This window comes from Legionella pneumophila subsp. pneumophila str. Philadelphia 1 (assembly GCF_000008485.1).
GTDB classification, from domain to species: domain Bacteria; phylum Pseudomonadota; class Gammaproteobacteria; order Legionellales; family Legionellaceae; genus Legionella; species Legionella pneumophila.
Map to the genome: position 1 here is coordinate 151,627 of NC_002942.5, position 24,452 is coordinate 176,078.

The following is a 24,452-nucleotide window of genomic DNA, read 5'->3' on the forward strand; positions in this document are numbered from 1 at the left end:
GAAGTAATGCTATTAAGGCAATTAACTTCCTGATATCTTAGGGTAAATATATAATTCAATTGTTAATTCAAAACATTGTCACTTTGAATTATTTATACAATAATGAGGAAATTAAGGCAGTAAGGGAATTAAGCTATGGGAAAAGGTATAATTTTACGTGTTTTGGAAAATACAATATTATCTCCTCAGGTATTTGATACACTAGAGCGACTTCTACCTGGTTACAAAGTAGAGTATTTCAAAGAGCAGCCAGATTATCGTAAAAGCATCGCTCGCCGGATAGACAGCCTTCATGATGCCTTTTCATTTATCTTAAAAGCTTACCCCCTCGATCCAAAACATACTTCTCTGACGGTTGCAACCTTAAGTACTTATGCCGCAGAATGCAAGGCTTCATGTGACCTGGAAAAACTGACATTAGAAGAGTTGCATCTTGAGCTCGAACGATTTACGGCCAAATTGGTTGAAGCTATTGCAATCGCGTGGAAATGGCCTAAAGGTAAGGCAGTCAAAGAGGCGATAGCCAGCCTTAATGAAGCAGAGCAGTATGTCTTAATGAGTCGGGGTCGTAGCGATATCGCTACCATAATGCCTATTGAAATGGGCAGTGAGACAAAGTATGTTTTGCAATATGATGAATCCCTTTCTCCCGTTTATGAACAATGGCTAAGTGAATTAAAACAATTAAAAGAATATAATTTTCCTAAAACACCTGCCTGGTTTAAAAATCTGCCGCCCTATCAACAAGCTTATTATTGTAATCTGAATTTAAGTTCTGTTGATCCTAAAAAAGCGCTGCAGCACTTTAATACATTTTTTGGCAATTGGGGAGATATTGCAAAAAGGTCACTGAATTTGACCACGGAATTAAATCAAATACATACCAACTCACCGCCTTATCCTTCCTGGTTCAATGAATTAAGCCCTGCTCAGCAAGCCATGATTCGCGTCTTGTCTGCTACTCCACATGAGATTAAATCCAGCTTAAAAGAGTTTAAAAAATTTATGGTTGAGCAGGCCAGGAATGATCAATACGCATCGACTTTGAGCCTAGTGCCTAAGCTTCCACAGTGGTATTGGGTTTTGTCCGAGAAACAACAATACTTTTTGGAATATGCTCTCAAAAATGCAGAAAAGATTGAGGATGTCGTATCTTATTTATCAAGCCGGCACCGAACTTTGCCTGCTCCAGGCAATTATGGTGCGCACAGTTTATATTTAATCGATGATGAGGGTAAAGAAACTTTATTTTATGACAAGAGGTATCGTTCAAGCCATGTTGCCAGCCGTGATTCGTTAAAATTTCCTGAGGATGTCCAGCAGCGTCATGTTGACTCTAATCTGGTTAAGGTGATGGAATTTGCCAAACCTCAGCAGCCTTTGTTATTGCAAACATTAATTAGCCCTATCCATGCAGTAGATTATATTCCAACGGTGGTTACAGACTTTTTACCGGAATTACCTCCTGATCTGGAGTTGTATAAAATTGCCCGAGAAGCGGTTACCCGGAGCAAACGCAGGCATGAAATATTCCAGCATAATCATCCTTTTAATATTGCCAAGCGTTATTATTATACTCAGGCAACGGATACAGACAGCGAGTTTTTATTAAAAGCAGCGCAGAAATATGCGTCTTCCAAGCCTGGATTGCAGGCGCTAATCGATGATTATAAGGCCGTTTTAGAGTCGCCTTTAGGCTCTGCAACATTTTGGGATTACGATGGCAGGGAATTATTTCTTAGCTCTTTGGAAGAACTGATTATTCTCAACATGGGCGGCTATAGCTATGGCTCCTGTGTCAGTGGTAAAGACAGAAAAGCAGTAGAGTTATTGCATACTGATGCGATGATTTTGTATAAAGCAAAATATGGAAATTGGCCTAAATTTGGAATTCCCAAAGAAAAACAAGAACGAGTCAATTTCATCAATATTGTTGTAGATCTTTATATCTCCAGACATCAACATGAGCTTGCAGGGCAAAATGCGCCAGGTTCAGAGGGAATCAAAACGCCTGATTGGTACTGGCCAAACGATATCGCTGAGGCCATTAACGAGCGCTTGGGCACTGAGAAAGCATTAGCCTATGATGACCGATTAGCCACTGATAATGAAGTGAAGAATATTAGCAAGGATTTGCGTTCCTTTTTTCTACCAGAAAACGAATTGCATTGCTTGTTAATTGCCAAACAGCTAGGCGAAAAAATGTGTACAATGCTTTATGATGTACTAAGCGCTTTAATCAATGAGGAGCGCAGATTTCAAAAATCAAGCAAAGATTCCTGGAAATTACGTTGGTTCTCTGATAAAGATGTGAGCTCAACACCTACTGGAATACTCAATATTCGTGAAGTAATGCATGATGAAAACTCGGGCAATGATAATGTTCTTCGGATTGGAAAAATATTTGCAGCTGTTTTAAATCGGCCAGAAAGCGACTCATCAAGAACTACAGCAACCAATTCAGTCTATGATCGTATTAGGAAATTATTACAGCCCCTGTCATCAGAAACCACATTACAAACATTGGCAGAAGAAGCCATTTTAGAATGGTCTTCTTTGTTTGAGAGTTCCAAAAGAGAAAACAGTGGCTTGGTTTATGTGTAATGTTTAAAAAATTGAGTTGGGAAACGTTCCATATCAAGGGGTGATATGTGAAAAGGAGACCCGTATGCCCGACAGTAATACGGGTCAACCTGGTTTTTGCAATTTAAAGCAAATGTTCCAGACCATAAACCAGGTTATTTAAATTCAATACTTTTTGACAGGCCAGCACAATTCCCGGCATAAAACAACGGCGATCTATACTGTTATGTGTAATGGAGAGTGTCTCGCCTATGTTGCCAAAGAGGACTTCTTGTCGAGCAAGCAACCCAGGCAGTCTAAGGGAATGAATATTAATATCATGATGAGAGCCGCCTCGGGCCCCAGGGGTTAATTCTTTTAATGGAAGTTTGTTTTTGGGTTTTTTGCGCGCCGCGGCTATCATTTCTGCAGTTTTTAAAGCAGTCCCTGATGGCGCATCCAATTTTTGTTGATGATGGCCTTCAATAATTTCAACCTCTGAAAAATATTCAGAAGCTTTTGTGGCGAGAATCATCATTAAAATGGCACCGAGAGAAAAATTAGGTGCAATAATTCCACCTATTTGTTTTATTTCACACAGTTTGGTGAGCTCATCGATTTGTGTTTCAACCAACCCCGATGTCCCAATAACCGGTCGAGCGCCGTGATTAATAATGGTTAAAGAGTTTTCATAGACACAGTCTGCTCTTGTCAAATCAACAACTATTTGTGCTTTGGTGTCCAGTATACTTTGCCCAAGATTGTCCTGTCTGCTTAGTTTGGCTACTATTTCAAACTGTTCATGGTTTTCCAATGTTTCACAGGCTAGTATCCCCATTTTTCCATTGGCACCATTAACAATGATACGTGTTCGCATTTATCACTCCGAATTATTTACATGATTTCCGAAAAACCCCAATCTCTTTATAAAAAAATTTTTAATTCGGTCATTGAGCCTATCTAAACTCTCTCATTAAAAACATTTTTTGCCTAGACTTGGCATTTTTCTTAAGTCCTGATTTAGTTATATGTTGAATAAAAACAGGATTGGGATACTTATTGTTTGGATTGAGACGTCGGAGTAAGTGGGTTGACTGCCCGCCATGCCCAGATTGAAGCAAAAGGCCATCCAATTAGTGTTGCTTGCATAATCAACGCAACGACAGCTCCGCCTGGATTGTCTTTAATCAATAAAACCAACCACGGTATAAATATAGCAAGAATTGAAAGTATTATCCTCATTTTGTAATCACCATTAATACATTATTGAGCGATAAGGTTCCTTTATTTAGCAATCTATCAAGCATCCTCTGCGCTATTCTATCTGACTTAAGTTAATTATAGACATATCATAATGTATTTTGCTAATTGGATACAAATCAAAAGGTATTCGGCTTAATGGAAATAATAAAGAAGGCTTGCAAACAACCAATAAACATTGTACATTGTGCGCTCATTCCTCGAGTAACTAATAGCATAATTTACACCATCTGACTTCAAGATATGACTATCATACATTCAAGGTCAACAGACTTTTGCAAATCAAATGATTTTGATAATTTTCATGCCAATAGACTAAACACAATAAGGGTACCAGAATGAGAAAGCAGGCGCTGCACCCACGAACCGCTGTCATCAATAAAGCACAAAAAAATCAATCCAAGCGAGCGCGATCTGACGCATTATTATGGCTTGCGGCTAATTTCCCTGAGGCATTCGATAATTCTTTGCGTATTCGGCCATTAAAGATTGGTATTATGTCTGATATATTGCAGCATGCAGAAAAAGCAGAGCAAGTTGGAATTTCTAAAAGTAAATTAAGGGAAGCTGTTGTTCTTTTTACCCGTCGTCTTGATTATCTGGCTTGCCTGAAAGCTCGTGAAGTCCGTATTGATTTGCACGGAAATCCAGTAGCCGAGGTTACTGAGGAAGAAGCTGAGCATGCTTCCATGAAAATTAAAAAACGCGTGGAAAAGAGTGTTAAAAATGCTCGCAAACAAGTGAATGCAAAAGCGGCTAATCATTCGCATGTAAATAGTCAGCCAAGTGCAGTTTCCAGCGTTAAGCCAATGAATTCGTTTGACTCTCATCCTGAGCCTCTTTTGCCAATATATCCTCTCAGAAGCTCTACCTATGCCTCACAAAATGTGGCAATGCAATCCGCCAAGTCACCATCCGTCGTAGTCAAACATAAAGCACCAAAGCAATATGATCCGGATGCTGTAGCCCGTTTAAAAGAAAAATTAGGATTGTCTCGAAAAGCAGAAGAGAAAAAGGAAACAACAGAGTAAATGCGAATAGCGACATTATTTTTAGCAGTGCTGTTTATTTCTCCACTATGGGCTGCGCCAAAATTCTTTCCATCCCAACCTGCCTTGAATGGAGTATATGACATTAAGGGAACTGAATTATGCAGTACAGCAAAGCATACTTTAGCCTACTTAAATAAAGGCAAAAATTATGATCCCCAAGTGATTCACGATGGAAAAGTCATTAAGATTTCTTTAGACAGAGTGAAAAAAACCTTGGAATTTATTTGTCAAAACCAAAAAAAATTAAATAACCCAGATTTTGTAAAACAACATTTCGACTTTATTCGATGGTATCCTGACTTAAGCCAAGCCAAACAATTATCCGCCAATAAACCATTATTACAAAATATACCCAAAGATAAGATATTGATGACTAAATATTTTGTGCATTTGGCTGGTGCCAGTACCAAACCAAGCTCCGCGAAACCCTATCCTTTGTACGCTTTGCCCGAAGACGAGCAGAATTTGACTCTGGATAAAGCAAATGCCAAACCAGGACTAATCCGTTTCAGATATGGTAAGCAAGCAATATTATCCGGTGCTCTTAAAAATCAACCGGTTAGCGAATTGGCTTATTTAAGTCGAGATGATTTGGAGGCGGCTTTACTGCAAGGTACCGTTGTCGCGGATTTTGGACCGACTGCTGGCAAGAGAATATTTAATGTCCATCGTAGTAATAATATTGCTTATGATCGAACTAAAACTCCCTATCAGCAGGAGCGATTTTGGTATTTCAAGGAAGTCGATGGAATTAAGGGTTATGGTAAGGACGCTGAATACAAAATTACGGTTAACCCCAAGGTGACCTTTGCAGCTGATTTGGCTGAGTTTGGTTTAGGGAAATTACTAATGATTCAGTATCAAGACAAATCAGGACGCACAATGACTAAAATGGGCATCCTGGCTGATACTGGGGGGGCTTTTAATAATAATTTATACCAAATTGATTATTTGGCAGGAAGCTTTGCAGGAAAGGACGTTTTGTACAGGGCTACTCGAGATTTACCCGATTATGTCGATGCTTACTTTATGATTTTAAAACAACCTTAGGCATTTCACATCAATATTTTTGCCATTACTGTTTACACACTGTTCACGGGGTAAGTCCAGAGTATAGAATCATTTTTTACCAATATGGCTTATTGAGTCTTACAATTTGGTAAATTCGATTTCACCTTCTTGCCCTTCTCCCTTGCGGGGTGAAGCGCCATCAGTATTTTTTATGGTATGAAGTTCTTCTTTAAGGCTTATCGATTTTTCTATATTCTTTATTGATTGTTCCATTTGCTTTTGGCGATAAATATAAATCAAACTGCCCCCGGTTTTTATTGCTTCAGTGATGCTTGCTGTAATGATTGTAATGAACTGAATGAATTTTCTTAGGAAATGAGTGCCTTTATCTGCTGAACTTAATTTTTCAATAAAGACAGCGTCATTAGGTAATGATTTAACTTTTATAGCACGTTGCTCTATAGGGATATCTCTATTTTGTAATTCTCTATTGATGTTCTCAATATACTCTTTGACATCCTGATTTTTAGGGGGAAGTTTTGCACTGAATAGGCGAAGCCTGTCGTAGGCTTCAAAAACTATCAAATGATCAGGCAAATGTTTTTTTTCAAATTCTTTCAATCCTTGCAGCAACTCTTTTGAACAGTCATCGGCATACAGAAAGCGATTTTTGTTTTTTTTGTAATATTCTCTGGCAATTTGTTCATATTCCTGGGCAATGGGTGCTTTAAGCGTTGTATAAACAAGGTGATTACGTAATGACACCTCGAACTGCATGTCCAATAAGACATTTCTGGTTTGATTGGGGTTTTTATCTTCAAGCAACACCATCTGTTGCCTGAGGAAAGCTAGTTTATCGTTCTTAATCTCAATTTCAAATGCTATTTCATGATTCGAGGGATCTTCGGATAGCTTTTTCCTTAATGTTTGCAGATCGCTTTCGGTTTGTCTGACGAGAATATTGACATAAGTGGTATCGTCCAGAATAGATAATTTTTTACTAAAAGGCATGTCCAATTCCAGGGCTGCAGATAAGAATAATTGGTTGACTGCAGCCATGGCTGGATTAATTAATGTGCCTGGTTTTAAATTCAGATAGTCTTCTTCCTGAGATAATTTTGTCAGTAAATCCCTATACGCATTTTCTTTTATCTTGGGGAAGTCATAAGTAACCAAGGTATTGACCATACCGGCTACCTCAGCAGCCTGAGCTCCAGCCCGTTGAATTTGTTCTAATAAAGCAAGAAGAACTTTGATCGTTGCAATATTAAAACCATACTTCTCTTCCAATGTTTTTTTCAATCTGCTAATTTCAGCGTCCATAAATTCTTCATTTGCTAATTGTTCTCGAGTCAACGAACGAATAGCCTTAGGTTGTTGACCAAACGCATTTTTGTATCTGGAACTTAAATAGGCTCTTGCTTTCTCTAACTGAGGGGAGGCCAGATGCGCGTATTTTACACCCAGTTTTGCGGCTTTTTTTCCTGCTGATTCAGTCCGATCGATTTGTACTTCACGAATCCCGGCTTCAAAAAAAGCTTTTTCAATACGATGGTCTCTTGGAGTTTTTCTTTTTAACAATTCTTTATGGGCTCTATTCAGAATAAACTGAAGATCAGCCCAATCCTCTTTGTTGTAATTGATGGATTGAACTTTATTGCTGAAGCTCAATGCGGTACGAACTACTGGGCCATAATGCTCTTTTAACTCGGGTGAAAATCGTTCCACTGCCATTTTTAATTCATGAGCATGGTTTGCAATTTCTACCAACGCTTTTGTTTGCGATACAAAGCTGTCGCTCTTTTTCATTTGCTCGAATTGTTTTAAAGCGGTTTCCAGGTGATATAAACTGTTTTCGACTTCTTTAATTTGCCTTACCATGAGCGGATCTTTGTCATTTATCACATGCAAAGGCTTACCTGGAGGTTTGATTAAATATTTTTGCATTCGAGTGGAGAAATTATCTCTGGTAAGAGCCGAAAATTGCTCTCGTATCATACCCACAGTGGATGATAATTTTAATTCTTGAATGTAAGCCAAATTACCACGAACGGTGTTGAGAGATGAGACCGATGTTGGTTTTAATTCCCCAGGACCTACAATAGGCTTCTTGCTTTCAGTTTCTAAAAATGTTCTGCGCAGCTGGGGTATATTGATTTCTTTTGATACATCAGATTTTAACTCGAAAGATTTGGCTATAACGTGCTCTATGGCTTTATCAATGACTGCAATTTTTAATTCACTGGATTTTTTCTGTTCGCTTAAATTGTTTTCAACAGCAGGTTGCAATTTTATCAATTGAGAGACTGTAACTTTGATTTTATTTATTTCTTCAGATGGGGACGTTTCAAGTTGATTTAAAGCAGCAACAAAATCATTGCTTAATTCCAAATTACTATTCGCCATTGCGGATTGAATCTTAACAAAAGCAAGACGCAATTGAGCGAGCTCATTTGGCTTTATGTTTGACAGCGGTTGGCCTGAATAGTGTTTAAGTATCCCGAAAAAAGTGTTCACTGCTTTTTTTTGCTCTTCTATTTGCAGCAATGCGAGGCAGTGTTCCGTTTTTTTAGTCATTAAGCGCTCTATGCGCTTATCTCCCATATAGAATGAAAGAGGAATTTTTTGTAATTTAAAATCAGGTTTGGTTTCAATAATTTCATTAAGCTTGTCGTTAATTTGGTCTAATTCCAGGGCAATAGGTGCTGATAACAGGCCTGGGGTTAAGTAGTGGCGTGTCTCAATTTCATCAAGCATCATCATCAAATTGGGATAACCTTCTTTTAACCATTTCTGGTATTGTCGAATAGTGATTTCTTGCAGGTTGTTTCCTTCGCGTTGAATTTTTTTATTTAATTCGATAAGACCTGAGATAGCGCTGAATCCTTTAAACATGCTCATTAAGTAGGCATTTTCTTCAAAAAACAATTCAAATACTGCGCCAATGGCTTCAATTTTTTTGCTGTTGATTCTTAACTCATCAACTGATTTCTCAGCGTTTTCATCCAATGAACTTGAAATATTGTTCAGTAGCCTTGGAATTTCTGAAAATAATTTAACCAGTGAAGCGGTTTGGGTTATTTCATCCGTTTTAGGTTGAACTGTATTAATTCCCTGACCTAAAATGCTTCCCAGTTTTTGGGCGACGTCAAGTTCACTGAATTGACTTGCCCATCCATACTCTTTAACCAGCTTGTTTGCTTCGATGATCACAGGTGCTATTAAATCGTGATTCTCACGAATTAAATTGTGAATGTCTGAGAAATCCTCAGTAAACAACGCAAATGATTTGTACACTTGGGATAATGCTGCTACGCCTTGATGTGCTGCAGCAATCTTACCTAATCTAGTGCTGGTATCTATGCCATGCCAGGTTTTAAGAGCACACTCCGCATGATACATACTGTTGATGATTTTTTTTATTGCCGCTGTTTGAGGCGGGTCTTGATCAAGATGAATAAACGGAACGCCATGTTCCTGTGGGTTTAAACTGTCGGCTATGGCGGGAGATAAGGTGGATTTAAACTTACTTAATAACAATGTCCGAGCAGTACTGATTTTATCAGCATAATCCAATAATTCAGTCGTTTTTTCTTTTGGTTTTTTGTCATTTCCCTTTATAGTTTCTTCAGGTAATGTTTTTGTTTTTTCCGGAGATGTTCCGAGTGGACTTCCGGGCCTGGCTTGGCCTTCTGTTTTTAATTGTTGCAAGGCGGATAAGTCATTAGTTGTATAATTGGTGTCTGAGAAAGATGACCCTAAAGTCATAATTTGTTGCAACAGTGGAGCTAGTGCTTTTTGACCCTCTGGTGAAAGTTCTTTGACACTTGATTTTAGTTTGGAAGCTGCAGAAGCGATTGCGATAAAATAATGCAATCGGATCATAATTCCATAGCTCAAATCGATTTTTTCAAAATCTTTAAGTGCTTTTTCTAATTGAAACAAATTATTTTCAATGGTTTTAATTTGTTTCACCAACTCAGGATCCTTTTCATTGACTTGATACGGAAGAGTTGAAAAACAGGCTTGATATTTTTCTGGCAAATGGCGATGAATCAGAGTATCGACATTTGTTCTTGTGCTGTTTACTGTAGTCGATAATTGCATTTCCTGAATGGCAGTTAGTGTTCCACGAAGATTGACTAATTTCGAAGGTTTCACTGCAACAAATGTGGATGGAGGAGCCTCCCTCTGCAAGGGTTGTTTTCTCAGAGTTGATTTTATAGCATTGACACGAACTTCAGCTTTATATTGCAGTGCGGTTTCTTCTAGCTTATCTGATCCTGTCCTTAATTTTTCACGAGCTTTTTCAGCAATCAGGATCTTAAATTGCTCGGACGCAATTTGGCTTGACAGAAAACGATCAACAGACTCCCTGGTTCCAAGGATTTTATCAACGTTGTAATTGACCACATAACTGGCTACATAACCTAAACCACCTTTGGCTAATTCCCACCATGATTTGGGTTTGGCTGGGGTTTTTTCAGGGCCGGTAGTATTTAAAACAGAGGTTAACAGATTTTCAAGATCTAAACTGGCATGAGCCAGTGCCGTTTGTATTTGGGGATATAATTGTCTTAGTAATATCCGATCCGGCTCTGTAACTTGTGAAAGATTCATGCCCTTATAGGCTTCCAGGATTCGATAAAAATCAGCAGTAGCCGCTTGCTGTTTTTCGGTAGCCATGATAGCTCGCACACTGTTGGCCTGAGCATTATGAATTTGTTGCTCTCTTTTCCCCTTCAATGATTCTATGGATACAACGCGCTCAGTAATACCAAAATTAGGTTCAGATAGTATGCCATTCACTTGCTTGCCTAAATGCTCTATTTGAGAACACAAATTGGTACTTAAACTGCCTGGTTTTAAATAGTTTTGTCGTTCCAGTTGATCAGCGAAGGTGATTAATGTGGGTAAATAGTGATTAGCCCAGGAAACATATTGCTTAATGGATTTCTTGCTAAAATCAAAACCATCGTCTTGTATGTTCTTAAACCATTCTAATAAATCCTTTATGGCTTTTGAGTCTTCAAAATCACTGATACTTAATTTGCTGATAAAAGGGTTATTGTCCAGGTCATCAAGTAAGGCGCGAACCAATTCTACCGCTTGTTCTTTCTCTTTTCCTGGCATGTCCTTTTCTTGTAGTTTGGATATGGTTTCTACCAGTTTTGATATTTTTGCAAAGGCGTCAACAAGAGGATGCGTATCATGCCATTTATCGATATCGGGACCCAATAAATCCATCCCTTGGAAGATCACTTTGGATGCTTTATCGGTCACATCCATTTCCATGAATTCTGATAGCCAGCCAGACTCTTGCACGATGGTATAAGCTTGAGTAAACAGCGGTTCAAGTAAATGATAATTGTCGGCTATGACACTCCTTATTTCAGGGGTAGCCTCATCAAGTAAACCCAGGGATTTGTATATCTGGGTTAGTGCACGGATTAATTTGGGTGCTGCTTTGGCTTTACCCAATAGCGTACTGGTATCAATGCTTTCCCAGCTTTTAAATGCTTCCTCAGCATGATAAAGACAATTAATGACTTTTTTTAGAGTTGCAATTTGTGGTGGATCCTTCTCAAAATGAACAAAAGGAACGCCACTTGGTTGTGGTGTGAGTTTTCCAGCTATCAGATCATCCAATTGCGCTTTAAGGGCTTTAAGGAGCAATCCCCTGACTTCATCTATTTGCTGCGATAACGGAATATCTGATGAGTTATGATCTGGCATATTTATCACCTCTATGCTTAATAGTAGCATAGAGGTGATAATTTGATTAAAGTGTCATTAAAATAATCATTTTGGTCTTTTATGAAAGAACCTTGCTTTAATTAACAGGATATCTTGAACTCAGACAACAGGTATAATTTCCATGCAGTTGGTGCCGCCAGGCATTCCAATTTGGGTTCCGCGAGTTAATAACACATAGCCTCTCTTTTCAAGGTGCCCTGATTTGATTAATTCATGTAAAATTTGTTGATTCAATCCTTCGGGGTTGAATTGATGAAAATCAATGTAGATAGGAAAGACATTGTTTACAAGGCTTAAACGACCAATGGTTCTCTTATTGGCTGATATAGCAAAAATAGGAACGGTGCTGTGGTGTCGGGATACCCATAAAGCCGTGTCTCCGGATTCGGTCAGTGTGATAATGGCCTGAATGGGGAAATGATTGGCGGTATGCATGGTAGCCATAGCGATTGCCTGGTCAGCCCGTTGATAATGACAGGTTTCCGGATCACTATGATAAAAAAAGCTGGCATGCTTCTCAGCGCTTAAACATATTTTATTGACCATGGTAATGACTTTGACTGGAAAAAGGCCGCTTGCTGTTTCAGCCGAAAGCATCACAGCATCAGTTCCGTCCAGAATCGCGTTGGCTACATCAGAAACCTCGGCACGGGTAGGCTGAGGATTGCTTATCATGGATTCCATCATTTGTGTTGCGGTAATCACCACTTTATCTAAAAGTCGCGTTTGTTCTATGATGTGTTTTTGAATGGCGGGAACTTCAGCAGCACCCACTTCAACGCCTAAATCTCCTCTGGCCACCATGATGGCGTCTGCTTCGCGAATAATATCAGTTAAGTGATCCAAAGCTTCCATGCGCTCAATTTTAGCGATAATAGGGGTTATTTGGGCCCCATAGTCTTTCATTAGCGCTCTTGCTTGCCGGATATCCTCTGCGTCTTTTACAAAAGATAAACTGATGTAGTCCACTTCTGCTTCAATTGCTGTACGTAAATCATTTCTATCTTTTTCTGTTAAAGTTCTGGCTGCTAACCCGCCACCTTTTCGATTCAAACCTTTCAAATCAGTGAGTACTCCACCTTCCACTACCTTGCAATGAATTTTTGACCCGGAAATCTCTATGACTTCCAATTCAATTAACCCATCATTAATCAGAAGATGATCACCAATACTGAGTTCATTGGCCAAATTAGGATAAGCGACCGATACGCCATTTATGTCTCCCAGAGTATCTGGGGCCATACAATCCAATGTAAAATTTTGTCCATCAATTAAAGTGATGGATTTGTTTTGAAAACGGCCGACTCTTATTTTAGGCCCTTGTAAGTCAGCCATGACTGCAACCGGGTGGTTTAATTCGTCTGCGATTTTACGAACCAGTGCAATTAATTGCAGGGCGGAGGAATCGGCATGAGAAAAATTAATTCGTACTACGTTGACTCCAGCAGCCAGCATGGATCGCAGAATTTCAGGTTCCTTGCTGGCTGGGCCTAAAGTGGCAACAATCTTAGTTCGTCTTAACATGTTTTGCGCGCTCCTGCAAAATAGCAACAGCAGGCAAGGTTTTTCCTTCCAGACATTCGAGAAATGCCCCACCTCCTGTGGAAATATAAGAAATTTGTTGATTCAAATCATAAAGATCAACAGCAGCCAAGGTATCACCACCACCAGCAATAGAAAAGGCATCACTCTCGGCAATCGCTATAGCAATGGCTCTAGTTCCATAAGCAAACTGCGGGAATTCGAATACACCAACCGGACCATTCCAGATGATGGTGTTGGCGTCATGGATGAGGTCTACATAATCTCTTATGGTTTCTGGGCCAATATCAAGGATCATATCGTCCGCAGCCACATTAGACAGAGATTTGTTGAAAGCAGGGCAGGTTTCACTAAATGTTTTGCCTACTACAACGTCGGTGGGTAGAGGAATTTGGCAACCTTTCTCTTTGGCCAGAATAAGGATATGGCGAGCCTCATCCAATAAATCAGGTTCGTAAAGGGAAATACCAATTTCAAACCCTTGGGCTTTCAGAAAAGTATTGGCAATACCGCCGCCAGGGATAAGAACATCAACCATACCCACCAATTGTTTCAATAGACTGAGCTTGGATGAGACTTTGGCTCCTCCAACAATAGCGACGATAGGTTTTTTAGGCGCTTTAAGCACTTGGTTTAACGCTTCAAGTTCACGGATTAGCAGAGGACCAGCAACGGCAACTGGAGCATATTGAGCGACACCATAGGTAGACGCTTGTGCCCTGTGTGCCGTGCCAAAAGCATCCATGACAAAGACATCACAAAGGCTTGCCAGTTTTTTTGCCAAAGCTTCGTCATTGGCTTTTTCACCGGGATTAAATCGGACATTTTCGCATACGACCAATTCCCCAGGGTTTACACCCACGCCGCTCAGGTAATCTTTGACGAAGCGAACAGGATATTCCAGGTTTTCCCTTAAATAATCAGCAACAGGCTCCAAAGAGAATTTTTTTTCGTATTTGCCTTCCTCCGGACGCCCAAGATGAGACAATACGATTACTGCTGCGCCACTGTCCAAAGCGGATTTGATTGTAGGCAGGGCCGCTTGCAATCTTTGATCACTGGTAATCATACCGTCTTTGATCGGGACATTTAAATCCTCACGAATCAGAACTCTTTTGCCAGACAGATCAATGTCGCTCATTTTAATCAGGTTCATTGGTTATCCTTTAGCAGTTCATCATTTGGTGTGCGGTATCAATCATGCGGTTAGAGAAACCCCATTCATTGTCATACCAGGCTACTACTTTAACCAAATTGCCTATCACTTTGGTTTCCGTTGTGTCGAAAATAGCGGAAGCGGGATTGTGATTGAAGTCACAAGAAACTAAAGGGTCCTCATTAATTTGTAAAATTCGGTTTTTAGCCTTGCGCATGATGTCATTGATTTCTTCCACAGAAGTTGCGCGTTTTGCCTGGAAAGTTAAATCAACAACGGATACGTTTAATACCGGTACTCGCATCGCAAATCCGTCCAATTTCCCTGCCAGTTCAGGTAAAACCAATCCAACGGCTGCGGCAGCGCCGGTTTTGGTTGGAATGATGGACTGCGTTGCAGAGCGGGCGCGCCGTAAATCTTTATGGCTTCCATCCAAAAGCATTTGATCTTTTGTATAAGCATGGACAGTGTTGACTAATCCTGATTCAATTCCTATGGCATCATTTAACACTTTAACTACTGGCGCCAGGCAGTTTGTTGTACAGGAAGCGTTAGACACAATGACATCAGACGCTTTGATGACGGAGTGATTAACTCCATAGACCACTGTCGTATCAACGCCTTTGGCCGGGGCAGATATTAATACTTTTTTGGCGCCGGCATTGATATGACCCATTGCCGCATCTCTGCTGGTAAAGAAACCGGTGCATTCAAAGACGATATCAATGTCCAATTGTTTCCATGGCAGTTTGGCCGGATCGCGCTCAGCAATCACTTGAATGCCATGCCCATCAACAATCAGCATGTTTCCTTCTATGCTCACATCCGAGCGAAAAGGACCGTGAGTTGAATCGTAGCGAGTCAGGTGAGCGGTCACATCGATGCCAGATAAATCGTTAATGGCAACGACTTCAAACTCATTTTGCCTGTTGTATTCAAAAATCGATCTTAAAATGCAACGGCCAATGCGGCCATAGCCATTAATCGCGACTCGTATTGTCATACTACTTCTCCGAGTTAGGGTAACCTCCATACTCAGTTATACTGAATACAGGCCTTCTTGAAACTTCAGAAGGGGTATGGGTTACACCATTGTTTGTTTGGTTAATGTATCTAGAGTATTGATAATTTTTTCTACTGTAATTCCAAGGTAATTAAAAGCATCTGTAGCAGGAGCTGATACCCCAAAACAATCCAGCCCAATGACAGCGCCGTCAAAGCCAACAAATTGGTGCCAATAGGCACTGCTAGCTGCTTCTATCGCAATACGTGTGCGAACCTGACCAGGTAATACCTGGTTTTTGTAATCATCACTCTGGGCAAGGAATCGCTCAGCACAGGGCATGGATACCACCCTGACCTGGAGACCTCTTGCTTTTGCCTTTTCTGCTGCGGTTATAGCCAGTTGAACTTCTGAACCAGTGGCTATCAGGATAGCATCAGGTTTCCCTTCACAATCGGCAATAATATATCCGCCTTTCTTAATCAAGTCAGCCGCATCGGTGCCATGGGCTAAAGCGGGCAGATTTTGTCTTGAGAGTAATAAGGCAGACGGGCCATTATGATGTTCTAACGATTGTTGCCATGCAACAGCGGTTTCCATCAAATCAGCAGGGCGCCAGACCGTCATGCCAGGGGTCATTCTTAACATAGCGATATGTTCTATAGGTTGGTGTGTCGGGCCATCTTCCCCTAAACCGATAGAATCATGAGTCAATACGTATATCACTCTTTGTTTCATTAAAGCGCTTAAACGGATGGCATTTCTTGCATAATCTGCGAAAACAAGGAATGTTCCGCCGTAGGGAATGAATCCCCCATGCACAGCAAGTCCATTCATGATGGCTGCCATGGCAAATTCCCTCACTCCATAATAAAGGTAATTTCCGGAAAAATTATGGGCCGTGATGGCTTTGCTGCCTGACCAGTCGGTATTATTGGAACCAGTCAAATCCGCTGAGCCGCCAAACATTTCCGGTAATATTGGCGCGAAAAACTCTATGCATTGCTGCGACGCCTTACGCGTTGCTATGGCTTTCTCATTGTTCAGGCATTGTTTTAGGAATCCAGCCGATATTTCTTGCCAATCATCGGGCAGGTCGCCATTGGCACGACGCAAAAACTCATCGTGTTCCGATGGATGTTGTTGCCGGTATTCATGCAGGAGCTGCAGCCATTGTTGCTCTTCTTTTTCTCCTTGCTCTCTATGATCCCATTGCTTGTATATCGAATCTGGAATTTCAAAGGGAGCATGTTTCCAATTAAAAAATTCACGGACATTATTTATGTCTTGGGCACTCAATGGAGAGCCGTGCGCTTTTTCGCTACCGGCTACAGAGGAGCCCAGTCCTATGACGGTTTTACAGATAATTAATGAAGGTTGAGTCGTGTTCTCGCGTGCTGCTGATATGGCTTGCTCAATTTGATCTGCGTCGTGGCCATCGATGGGGCCTATGACTTGCCAGTTGTAGGCTTTAAAGCGAGACGTAGTATCGTCCGTAAACCAGGATTCTACCTTACCATCAATAGATATCCCATTGTCGTCATAAAATACAATGAGCTTTCCCAAACCAAGAGTGCCAGCTAAAGAACACGCCTCATGAGAAATGCCTTCCATCAGGCAACCATCACCGGCAAAAGTATATGTATAATGATCAACCAGGTTAAAGTGATCGTGGTTAAAGGTACTAGCCAGCACACGCTCCGCTAAGGCCATCCCGACTGAATTGGCTAAACCCTGACCTAATGGCCCTGTTGTTGTTTCGACACCAGGAGTGTGCCCATGTTCCGGATGCCCTGGTGTTTTTGAGTGCAATTGGCGGAAGTTTTTAAGCTCGCTAATATCCAAGTTGTATCCGGTCAAATGCAGTAAAGAATAGAGAAGCATGGAACCATGGCCATTAGATAATACAAAACGGTCTCTGTTAAACCAGTGCGGGTTTTTGGGGTTGAATTTTAGAAATTTTTTCCATAAAACGGTGGCAATATCAGCCATACCCAAGGGCATGCCAGGGTGGCCTGATTGAGCTTGGTTTACTGCATCGATGCTTAACATGCGTACTGCATTAGCTAATTCTGTAAAACTGTTCATGCCTACTCTTTTGCATTTAACTGAGGCACTATTGTCGCTCAGAAGGCATAAATCGGCAAGAAGACCATTCATTTTTAGTTGAAAATAATGACAATATTAGAGCAAAATGTAAATTTAAGTTTAAATTTTTCCTAATTTTTGACATAATGATGGAGTTTGATTAATTTTTGCAGCCCAGATAAGGTGACAGGAGCAAAAATTTTTGCAAAGCTGGATTAGAAACACAATGATATGCGGATTATTTATTTCAAACAATCATGACACCGATTATTAGTCATTTATTAAAAATATTTCCAGAGCTGAACACGCAAGTTAAAACTGATTCTTTGAATTGGACTTTTAACACGCACCTAAAGCAATTGGGCCCTGATTTTTATTCGAAAGTAGCTCGTCTTCATCCCATTCTCAATATGGAATACAGCGTATTGTGTCAGCACTTAAGGTATAACCTGTCATCGCCTGATTACAGTTCTCCGGAGCAAATCAAAGAACAACTGATTGATGCACTCAAACTGGCTGAACTTTTGGAATATACCTATCAACACTATCTGGTCGTTCCGCGCGAAGTAGTGCGTTTACGTCGCCATAAAGCCATATACAAGGAATTATTGACGGAATTGTCCGGGTATTCTTTTGCTTTGGATAATCCTGAGCCTGAATCTCTCAAGACAAGCTTATCGTTGACGCAGGCCATTCGTGAGAAGACTGCTCAATCCAATTGGTATAGAATTTTTATCAGCAGAAGTAAACGAGTCATTAATCTTTTGGATAATTTAGACACTGGTTCAAAAGCATTTCGTGATTTTGTCGTGCTGCTTGATAAATACACTAATCCATTTTTGGCTTATTTGGGCTGGTGTTTTTTTGCCCCCAGATTATTTACCAATCTCTTTTTAATTTTAAAGCACACCATTCCAGGGGAATGGATGGGCGAAAAAGAAAAATCACTGGATTGGTCCGATCGATTTTATGCCCACCTGCAACGACGGTGGTTTGAGTTGGCCAATGACAGCGTTTGGTTTACAGTCGGGATTCTCAATTGCTTCGTGCTGGTAGGCGCTTTGGCACCCCTATCTGTTTATTTGTCTTTGTTTGCGTTTGTCTTTGACGTCGCCAACACAAGCCTGCGTGCTTACATAGAGATTGGTCGATTACAGCAGTTGCAAAAGGAATATGGCGAACTCTTCGACCAGGAAGAAAATGAAGACCAGAAAAAGATAATTAAAGAGTATCAAGACTTGATAAGTTATCGCATTAAGTTTGAGATTTTGCGCTCCTTTTTATCGGTTGGCGGGGCAGTCGCTGTTGTGATTGCAATGGCTTTATCAGTTCCTGCTTTGGGTATTATAAACCCAATCATCCCCTTGATTGGGGCAGTGCTTTTGCTAGCGCTATGGGGCGTTTCATTATACTTGAACAACAAGTTAGATGAATACAGACCTGTCGATAACATTGAAAAACCTGCTCCTTCCGTTATCAATAAATTAAGCTTTTTTGCTCCCAAAAATGAAAAAAAAGAGAGTCTGCACCTGTCTTCCAAGCCAGAAAAGGTGCTTGAGGCAGAGGAATTAATTCCAGCGTTCACCTTTTAATTCATTACTGTACTTTGCCATTTCACCGCTGGTAAGTATAGAGACTAATTCAATTGAATGTTATGCTTTCAAAAAATTACATGATGGAAAAGTATAACATGTCGACCACAGTTGGATTGCCGCAATTTAGCCATATAAAAATTGAACATTTCAAATCTCATCTTGATGCTTTATTAAAAAACCATCTTGAGGAAATTGACAGGCTGCTTAAGGAAAATCACCACTATACCTGGGATAATTTAATTTACCCTTTAGATAGCCTCGCCGATGAACTGGAGCGTTTTTGGTCTCCTTTTGCACATATGCATGCGGTGATGGATTCTGAGACAATACGTGAATCTTATGAGGCGTGTTTGCCATTGCTGTCTGCCTATGATGCTGCGATTGGGCATAATCAAGACTTGTATGAGGCGATTAAATCGATAGATCAGCATTCCCTTAACCCTGCCCAGAAAAAAATCATTGCAGACAGCATACAGGATTTCGAGTTATCGGGAGTTGCTTTATCCAAGGCGAATAAAAAGCGCTTTGAAGCCATTCAATCGAGACTGGCCGAATTATCCAGCAAATTCGAAAACAATGTGCTGGACGCAACTCATGCCTACACTATTCATATCACCGAAGCAGAACGTATGGCGGGATTACCTGAGCATGCATTAAATACGGCAAAAGAGTTGGCGCATGAGAAAGGGCTCGATGGTTTTGTTTTAACCCTTGAATACCCTTGTTTTCAGGCCGTTATTACTCATGCCGAAGACAGGGCTTTACGTGAAGAAATGTATCGAGCTTACATCACCAGAGCTTCAGATCAAGGCCCTAATGCAGGAACATTTGATAATACTCCGCTGATTGATGAAATTCTGTCCCTGCGCCATGAAAAAGCCGAGCTTTTAGGGTTTAATAATTTTGCCGAGTTATCCCTGGCTACCAAGATGGCTGCCTCGACCAATCAAGTCACTGAATTTATCTATGATTTAATCAGCAGAACTCGTGACAAGGGTAAGGCTGAATTTAGGCAACTTGAAGTGTTTGCACAGGATAAATGGAATCTGAGCCCGGTAAACCCATGGGACGTTGCTTATCTTTCTGAAAAAAGAAGACAGGATTTGTATTCCTTATCTCAAGAGGAATTACGGCCTTATTTCCCACAGCCTAAAGTGATGCAAGGCTTGTTCGCGATTGTTAAAAAGCTCTTTGGTATGAGTATCGAGGAGATTGAGGGCGTGGATGTTTGGCATAAGGATGTTCAATGCTATTGCATAGTCGATGAATCCAATCAAACGCGCGGGTACATTTATACGGATTTGTTTGCCAGACCGCACAAGCGGAATGGTGCCTGGATGGACTCAATGCAAAGCCGCAGAAAACTGGAGGATGGCACAGTTCAATTACCCATTGCGACCTTAACTTGCAATTTTGCCAAGCCTTCTGCAAACAGACCCGCCATGTTATCGCACGATGAAGTGGTGACTTTGTTTCACGAGTTTGGTCATTGCCTGCATCACGTTTTGACTCAAGTCGATTACCTTGGCGGCTCAGGAATTAATGGCGTGGAATGGGATGCGGTGGAATTACCCAGCCAATTTTTCGAAAACTGGTGCTGGGATGAGCACGCATTGTCTTTACTGACTTCGCACGCGGATACAGGGGAAACCTTGCCTTCCGCATTGTACGAGCGCTTGATTGCTGCTAAAAATTTTCAATCCGCCATGGCCATGTTAAGACAAATGGAATTCGCCTTGTTTGATTTTCGCATTCACCAGGAATATCAAACGGGTAAAGCGTCATTTGTCCCAAATATTCTGGCGGATGTACGTTCTAAAACCAGTGTTGTACCCATTGTTCCTTATAATCGCTTTCAGCACAGCTTCTCGCATATTTTTGGGGGTGGCTACGCCGCTGGTTATTACAGTTACATGTGGGCAGAAGTATTATCCAGCGATGCCTTTGCGCGCTTTGAGGAGGAAGGTATTTTCAACCCCAAAACTGGACATGACTTTTTAAAATCCATTCTGGAGGTAGGCGGCTCAAGAAAAGCAGCCGATGCTTTTGTTGAATTCAGAGGAAGACCCGCGACGATTGATGCCTTGCTGCGCCATAACGGGATTTTATAAAAACAGGACTTGCGCCCCCCAATCCTCTCGGTAAAACATTTTTTGCCTTGACCTTGGGGTTTTCCGTAAGTCCTGAAAATATATTCGGTATGCTGGCGGGATTTTGCTTACATGCCGGCATTTTATGTTATAATTAAAGTGTACAGAATGGGGGGCGACCTGGCTTCGACGTGGGTTGCAAAACCGGAAGTGCATGCCGAGAAGGAGATCTCTCGTAAATAAGACTCAATTAAATATAAATGCAAACGATGAAAACTTTGCTGGTGGGGAAGCTATCGCTGCCTAATAAGCACTTTAGTTAAACCATCACTGTGTACTGGCCAATAAACCCAGTATCCCGTTCGACCGAGCCCGCTTATCGGTATCGAATCAACGGTCATAAGAGATAAGCTAGCGTCCTAATCTATCCCGGGTTATGGCGCGAAACTCAGGGAATCGCTGTGTATCATCCTGCCCGTCGGAGGAGCCACAGTTAAATTCAAAAGACAAGGCTATGCATGTAGAGCTAAAGGCAGAGGACTTGCGGACGCGGGTTCGATTCCCGCCGCCTCCACCAATTCATTATCCGATACAGTCCAATACCGGGTCTTTCCCAAATACCTGAATCTTCTACACATCTTGTTTATTCCAAACAAACATGATCAAATCACCTCTTTTTGAGGTATGTATGGACTTAGCAGTTGAAGATACTACAGCATGGTCGGAAGCTATTTTTGGTTCAGTTGCTTTAGGGGATAAACGACTTACTCGTCGGTTAATTCAAATAGGCAAACAATTATCATCGACGCCTGGTGGTTCTCTTTCAGGAAGTTGTGGAGGGCAGGATGCGCTTATAGAAGGTAGTTATCGTTTTTTACGAAACAAACGAGTCACAGCGAATCAAATTGCAGAGGGTGGTTATCAAGTAACAAGCTGGTTATCTCAGTCAATCCCCACGCTTTTAGCCATTGAAGACACAACCACGCTCTCCTATACCCATCAAGTAAAAGAATCATTAGGTGATTTAGGCGGTCCTAAAGAAAAAAGCAATCGAGGTTTTCATGTTCACACCACCATGCTCATGGATGCAGAACAAGAGAAAACAATAGGATTAATCGCGCAAGAACGTTGGTGTCGAGATATCAAAGAAAGAGGCAAAAAAAATCATCGACGAGTAAGGTTATATACAGAGAAAGAAAGCTATAAATGGGAAAAGAATACTCGGGAATTAGAGAATCGATTGGGTTCTAAAATGTCTGATGTGATTTCTGTTTGCGATAGAGAAGCTGATATTTTTGAATACATTCAGTACAAGTTAGACCATGCTCAACGTTTTATTGTTCGAGCGAGCCATAATCGAAAACTAGAAGGAAGTAACTGTTATTTATTTCAAATGTTACCTTCAGCAGTAAACTTGGGTATTTATACAATTGAAGTGGCTCAAAAAGCAAATAGAAAGAAACGCCAAGTGACTCTTGAGTTAAAAACAACATCTGTTACTTTCTCACCTTCTGAACGAAGAGCTAAAGCACGTGAATTAAAACCAATCACTTTAAACGTAGTAATCGCTAAAGAGAAAAATCCATCTGAAAGCGATTGCCTTGAATGGATTCTATTAACAACAGAAGCCACAACAACATTAGAGTGTACCCGAAAAATAACGCGATATTATGAAATGAGATGGCGCATTGAGGATTTTCATAAAGCATGGAAATCGGGGGTTGGTGCTGAAGAGCAGCGTATGCAATCAATTGAAAATTTAGAGAAAATGATTGTCATTCTCTCATTTGTAGCAATTCGATTACTCCAATTAAAAGAGTATTTTGAATACCCGACTACTCTAGTTATCAATGATAGCAGTACTTCTTGCGATGAATTGCTCACTGATGCTGAATGGAAAGTCTTATGGAATAGTGTTGAAAGAAAATCATTACCTGAAAAAATACCTACTGCTGCTTGGGCTTATAAAGCAATAGCCAAGTTGGGCGGTTGGACTGATTCCAAAAGAACTGGGAAAGCAGCTTGGTCTACTATCTGGAAAGGATGGTTCCGATTACAGGAACGAGTAGAAGGGCTTAGGATAGCTAACGAGTTGATGGAGATGTGATCAAGAGACAGCCCAAATACGGGGGCATTTTATCAAGCACATAATACTCTAACTCTTAATCGGTAGTTTTCAAAGTTTCTAAACCCATAAGCTCTTCGTTGTATTAATTTCATTTTCCGATGAAATCCTTCAGTGATGCCATTTGATTTACTAAACCGCCACATACAGGCAATTTCTTCTTTCCATGAATCTAAGGTTTTTCCCAGGGCAACTAATGATTTAAATGGGCTTTGTTTCAAGTTCTGAATCATTTTTAAGAAGAGAGGAATGATTTTACGGCATCGTACTTTAGTTAGAGTTTTATTCATTAATAGCTCATGAAGCTGTTGTTGGAAGTGATAAATGGCTTCAATGGCTGGATTTTCAGCGAGGAAAGTGTCTCGCTTTATTTTCTTATGAGATGTGAGTTTATCTGGTTTGGTTCGCAACAAAGCCAATAGACCTCGGTTATTTTTAATTGAGCTGGATAACTCACGATAAGTCATCATACATTGATGTTGTACTAATCGAATGACGTGAAACCTATCAGCTACTATTTTAGCGTTTGGGAAATGCTTTTTGACCAGAGAGCGGTAGGTATTACTTAAATCCATACAGACCACTTGAACACGGTCTTTCCCTTTTAAAGAGTTAAGGTAGTGATTTAAATCAACCTCTCTTCGTCCTTTAACGATATCAAACACTTTATGCTTTTTAAGGTCACATAAGGTAGTTGCAAAGCCATGTTTTCGACTAAAGAAGTGCTCATCAAGACCTAACACTTTTGGACAAGGCGTATTGAGCAATTCATTTCCTTCTATTTGATAGCGTCTATGATACCAACGTTCAATGGTTGCTTTCCCTTGTTTAAATTGAAGAGATAACTCTTTCTGGGAAATACCACTCGTATGGTGATGAAATATTTGAACTTGTAAACGCTCTGTAGACCGTTGATATTTAGCAATTCCGGGAAATTGTTGATTACCATAACGACCGCATTCATTGCAAAACAGTTTGTATGCTTTGAATCGAAGAATAGTCCGTCTGTGACCTATTAATTCATGATGAACCTTTCGTTCATAACTCGATTTCTTTCGAACCTTTTTGCTTGAACAATGAGAACAGCGTGGTAAACGGTTATAGGTTAAATCCAATAACAAGGGTTGATAACCACTTGCTTTTTTTATAGTAAAACCAGGCAAATTTAGGATAACATCATGTCTCGGCACTTTAATCTCCTTTTTGATCGC

The 24,452-nt window shown here is 40.5% G+C and carries 14 protein-coding genes and 1 other RNA gene; 7 read left to right on the plus strand and 8 right to left on the minus strand.

Annotated elements, in window-relative coordinates; genetic code table 11:
- Positions 1–135: 135 nt before the first annotated feature.
- Entirely contained in the window at positions 136–2,604 is a 2,469-nt protein-coding gene (locus tag LPG_RS00665; RefSeq protein WP_010945891.1) for a hypothetical protein, read from the plus strand.
- 103 nt (positions 2,605–2,707) lie between these two features.
- Here the strand turns inward: LPG_RS00665 and dapB are convergent, their stop codons facing one another.
- Entirely contained in the window at positions 2,708–3,439 is a 732-nt protein-coding gene (gene dapB / locus LPG_RS00670; protein ID WP_010945892.1) for a 4-hydroxy-tetrahydrodipicolinate reductase, read from the minus strand.
- 179 nt (positions 3,440–3,618) lie between these two features.
- Complete coding sequence (locus LPG_RS00675; protein WP_010945893.1) at positions 3,619–3,804, minus strand: hypothetical protein; 186 nt, start codon at positions 3,802–3,804, stop codon at positions 3,619–3,621.
- Positions 3,805–4,160: 356 nt separating this feature from the next.
- Between LPG_RS00675 and LPG_RS00680 the strand changes: the two genes are divergently transcribed.
- Positions 4,161–4,853 (plus strand): ProQ/FinO family protein, encoded by a 693-nt coding sequence (locus tag LPG_RS00680; RefSeq protein ID WP_010945894.1) that lies wholly within the window; start codon positions 4,161–4,163, stop codon positions 4,851–4,853.
- The gene (locus tag LPG_RS00685) at positions 4,854–5,924 is read left to right on the plus strand and encodes a hypothetical protein (protein ID WP_010945895.1); all 1,071 of its coding nucleotides are present in this window, start codon (positions 4,854–4,856) and stop codon (positions 5,922–5,924) included. It abuts the gene before it with no gap.
- A gap of 99 nt (positions 5,925–6,023) precedes the next feature.
- On the opposite strand, the gene sdhB is transcribed toward LPG_RS00685, so the two are convergent.
- From sdhB to tkt, 5 genes are all read right to left on the minus strand, one after another.
- Positions 6,024–11,651, minus strand: a complete 5,628-nt coding sequence (gene sdhB / locus LPG_RS00690; protein WP_010945896.1) for a Dot/Icm T4SS effector SdhB — start codon at positions 11,649–11,651, stop codon at positions 6,024–6,026.
- 90 nt (positions 11,652–11,741) lie between these two features.
- Positions 11,742–13,166, minus strand: coding sequence for a pyruvate kinase (pyk, locus tag LPG_RS00695; protein ID WP_010945897.1), 1,425 nt, complete (start codon positions 13,164–13,166; stop codon positions 11,742–11,744).
- The gene (locus tag LPG_RS00700; protein WP_010945898.1) at positions 13,150–14,340 is read right to left on the minus strand and encodes a phosphoglycerate kinase; all 1,191 of its coding nucleotides are present in this window, start codon (positions 14,338–14,340) and stop codon (positions 13,150–13,152) included. The genes pyk and LPG_RS00700 overlap by 17 nt, the downstream gene beginning before the upstream one ends.
- A 10-nt stretch (positions 14,341–14,350) precedes the next feature.
- Entirely contained in the window at positions 14,351–15,343 is a 993-nt protein-coding gene (gap, locus tag LPG_RS00705; protein ID WP_015444943.1) for a type I glyceraldehyde-3-phosphate dehydrogenase, read from the minus strand.
- A gap of 81 nt (positions 15,344–15,424) precedes the next feature.
- A complete protein-coding gene (gene tkt / locus LPG_RS00710; protein WP_010945900.1) occupies positions 15,425–17,503 on the minus strand; it encodes a transketolase in 2,079 nt (692 codons plus the stop codon).
- Between the two features lie 185 nt (positions 17,504–17,688).
- On the opposite strand from tkt, the gene LPG_RS00715 reads away from it, so the two are divergent.
- The 4 genes from LPG_RS00715 (at position 17,689) to LPG_RS00730 (ending at position 23,223) form a co-directional block, all read left to right on the plus strand.
- The gene (locus LPG_RS00715) at positions 17,689–19,023 is read left to right on the plus strand and encodes a hypothetical protein (protein WP_010945901.1); all 1,335 of its coding nucleotides are present in this window, start codon (positions 17,689–17,691) and stop codon (positions 19,021–19,023) included.
- A 98-nt stretch (positions 19,024–19,121) separates the two neighbouring features.
- Positions 19,122–21,137 (plus strand): M3 family metallopeptidase, encoded by a 2,016-nt coding sequence (locus LPG_RS00720; protein ID WP_015444939.1) that lies wholly within the window; start codon positions 19,122–19,124, stop codon positions 21,135–21,137.
- 150 nt (positions 21,138–21,287) lie between these two features.
- Positions 21,288–21,693, plus strand: a transfer-messenger RNA (tmRNA) gene (gene ssrA, locus LPG_RS00725).
- Positions 21,694–21,804: 111 nt separating this feature from the next.
- The gene (locus LPG_RS00730) at positions 21,805–23,223 is read left to right on the plus strand and encodes an IS4-like element ISLpn3 family transposase (RefSeq protein ID WP_015444229.1); all 1,419 of its coding nucleotides are present in this window, start codon (positions 21,805–21,807) and stop codon (positions 23,221–23,223) included.
- A gap of 32 nt (positions 23,224–23,255) precedes the next feature.
- On the opposite strand, the gene LPG_RS00735 is transcribed toward LPG_RS00730, so the two are convergent.
- Complete coding sequence (locus LPG_RS00735) at positions 23,256–24,431, minus strand: ISL3 family transposase (protein WP_010945905.1); 1,176 nt, start codon at positions 24,429–24,431, stop codon at positions 23,256–23,258.
- Positions 24,432–24,452 lie beyond the last annotated feature (21 nt).

Bases quoted from the DNA above. Each gene is read 5' to 3' on its own strand.
- LPG_RS00685 (WP_010945895.1), top strand. From the start codon at position 4,854: ATGCGAATAGCGACATTATTTTTAGCAGTGCTGTTTATTTCTCCACTA.
- LPG_RS00700 (WP_010945898.1), bottom strand. From the start codon at position 14,340: ATGAACCTGATTAAAATGAGCGACATTGATCTGTCTGGCAAAAGAGTT.
- LPG_RS00720 (WP_015444939.1), top strand. From the start codon at position 19,122: ATGTCGACCACAGTTGGATTGCCGCAATTTAGCCATATAAAAATTGAA.
- tkt (WP_010945900.1), bottom strand. From the start codon at position 17,503: ATGAATGGTCTTCTTGCCGATTTATGCCTTCTGAGCGACAATAGTGCC.
- LPG_RS00730 (WP_015444229.1), top strand. From the start codon at position 21,805: ATGGACTTAGCAGTTGAAGATACTACAGCATGGTCGGAAGCTATTTTT.
- pyk (WP_010945897.1), bottom strand. From the start codon at position 13,166: ATGTTAAGACGAACTAAGATTGTTGCCACTTTAGGCCCAGCCAGCAAG.
- LPG_RS00715 (WP_010945901.1), top strand. From the start codon at position 17,689: ATGACACCGATTATTAGTCATTTATTAAAAATATTTCCAGAGCTGAAC.
- sdhB (WP_010945896.1), bottom strand. From the start codon at position 11,651: ATGCTACTATTAAGCATAGAGGTGATAAATATGCCAGATCATAACTCA.
- LPG_RS00680 (WP_010945894.1), top strand. From the start codon at position 4,161: ATGAGAAAGCAGGCGCTGCACCCACGAACCGCTGTCATCAATAAAGCA.
- LPG_RS00675 (WP_010945893.1), bottom strand. From the start codon at position 3,804: ATGAGGATAATACTTTCAATTCTTGCTATATTTATACCGTGGTTGGTT.
- LPG_RS00665 (WP_010945891.1), top strand. From the start codon at position 136: ATGGGAAAAGGTATAATTTTACGTGTTTTGGAAAATACAATATTATCT.
- dapB (WP_010945892.1), bottom strand. From the start codon at position 3,439: ATGCGAACACGTATCATTGTTAATGGTGCCAATGGAAAAATGGGGATA.
- gap (WP_015444943.1), bottom strand. From the start codon at position 15,343: ATGACAATACGAGTCGCGATTAATGGCTATGGCCGCATTGGCCGTTGC.